Raw genomic sequence first — 1,997 nt, forward strand, 5'->3', positions numbered from 1 at the left:
TGGTTCCGCTCTTACAGCGGGTCACTTTTGGAAAAGAGCCCCAAAAGTAACCAAAAGGGCTCTTGCCCCACCACTCGGCACCTCGCCCAGGCTCGGTGTGCCCGTCATCCGACATTGATTTGGGGGGCCGCCGCGATGGGCCATCCATGGCCCAGCGCGGCTAACCCGGCGTCCTGCCGGGTTACCCCCCAAATCAATATCGGATGACGGCCAGCGTGGTTTAACGGGGCGCCTCAGATCAAAAGCAAAGCGAGGCGGCCTTAGAGCCGACCTGATCGTCGAAGCGTGCGCGTACCCCTGTGGGAGCTGGCTTGCCTGCGATGGTCGTTAACGATGACAAATGAATACCTGACACTCTGATGTGTTTTTTCGGGCGCCATCGCGGGCAAGCCCGCTCCCACAGGGGAGTGCAGCTTCGCGCTGTTGCTCTGCTTTTGATCTTAGGCGCCCCGTTAAACCACGATGGCCGCAGGCAGGTATTGCGCAGTGGGCACCCCGGCATGGATGCCGGGGTAGCCGCGACACGGCCAGGGATGGCCGATCGCGGCGGGCCCACGGAGCAATGCCTGACTGCGGGCATGCCGAGCCTGGGCGAGGCACCGAGTGGTGGGGCAAAAGCCCTTTGCTTACTTTGGGGCTCTTCCAAAGTGAGCCGCTGTAAGAGCGGAACCCTAAGTGGCCGTGACCGCAGCAACGGATATGTACCCACCCTGCAGAACCCCACAGTACTGATCATAATCCTGGCGGCGTTTTGCACACACCGGCCTTTGCCTGGATCACAACTCCCGTCTTCCAGAGCAGACGCAGGCAGTCTTGCAGGACCAGCAAGAAGCAACTGGTAGAGCACCGAACTACAAAGCCCGCTCCATCTTGATGATCTCAATGGACACCGGGCTATTGCCCCGGCTGAATGTTCCCTCGCCAATCTTGCGGAAGCCATGCGAGGCATAGAATTTTTCGGCGGTCAGGGTCGCCTCCAGATAGGCCCTGTCATGCCCAGCTGCGGCGATGCGCTGCAAAGCCTCGGCCAGCAGACGCGCACCAAGCCCCTGCCCGGCTGCCTCTCCACGAATAAACAACTTGCTGACTTCATGGCCGTCGATCTCCACGAAGCCCTGGAGCCTGTCGTTGCAAGCCAACCACAGGTTGCCCGCGTCGATGGCCGAGCGGTAGGTCTCAGGTGAGCGACCGTCGAGCCACATGGCAATCTGCTCGGGACCGTAGTCGGCATTGCACAGGTTTTCGACGGAGTTTTTATGCACCAGGAAGATGCTCTCGGCGTCTTCTGGGGTCGCTGGGCGGATCAGTAGATTTTTCATTCCCTTGAGATTCCGAGTGTGGCCAGTAAACCCAGGCGTTATAGCCGATCTTGCGCCGGGCAGCGACCGAAGACCGCACATCTTGTGCGTTGACCAACTTTCCGACACACCATATAGTGTGCCCACCCAGGCAGCCGACCACTACATAGTGTGCGAAGCCGGTAATTATCGAGTTTTCTGGACGGTTTCATACGCCGCCAGAACAGACCAGGAAGGAGTATTTCATGCTGAGTTGGGACGAAGTCGACAACGAAGACACCGGTGCAGCGGTCATCCGTGGCACCAACGCCGGCCACGCCACCGAAGCCAACATGGACCGCCTCGACGGTGCCGGCGCTGCCGCTGCCATCGAAGCCCGCGCCGTCACCGCCAACGACTCCGCCGCCATCGTGCGCGCCAAGGCTGCCCTGGACAAACTCGACGTCGCCGAAGGCCTCGCTGAACTCGAAGGCGCTTCCGCCCGTGTCGCCGTTGACGAAAAGCGCATGATCAACTGCCGCGCCGACCTCAACCAACTCGTACCCTTCAAGTACGACTGGGCCTGGCAAAAATACCTCGACGGCTGCGCCAACCACTGGATGCCGCAAGAGGTCAACATGACCGCCGACATCGCCCTGTGGAAAAACCCCGAAGGCCTGACCGACGACGAACGTCGCATCGTCATGCGCAACCTGGGCT

The 1,997-nt window shown here is 60.6% G+C and carries 2 protein-coding genes; one reads left to right on the forward strand and one right to left on the reverse strand.

What is annotated here, in order from left to right; genetic code table 11:
• Window positions 1-851: 851 nt before the first annotated feature.
• Window positions 852-1,319, reverse strand: coding sequence for a GNAT family N-acetyltransferase (locus tag PSFL_RS16415; RefSeq protein ID WP_057439736.1), 468 nt, complete (start codon window positions 1,317-1,319; stop codon window positions 852-854).
• A 224-nt stretch (window positions 1,320-1,543) separates the two neighbouring features.
• Here PSFL_RS16415 and PSFL_RS16420 point away from each other — a divergent pair.
• A partial coding sequence (locus PSFL_RS16420; protein WP_397470276.1) for a ribonucleotide-diphosphate reductase subunit beta occupies window positions 1,544-1,997 on the forward strand: 454 nt, incomplete at its 3' end.

Source organism: Pseudomonas sp. DD1 (assembly GCF_044510355.1).
Classification (GTDB): domain Bacteria; phylum Pseudomonadota; class Gammaproteobacteria; order Pseudomonadales; family Pseudomonadaceae; genus Aquipseudomonas; species Aquipseudomonas shahriarae.

Coding starts and splice junctions, on each gene's coding strand:
- PSFL_RS16415 (WP_057439736.1), bottom strand. CDS start 1,319: ATGAAAAATCTACTGATCCGCCCAGCGACCCCAGAAGACGCCGAGAGC.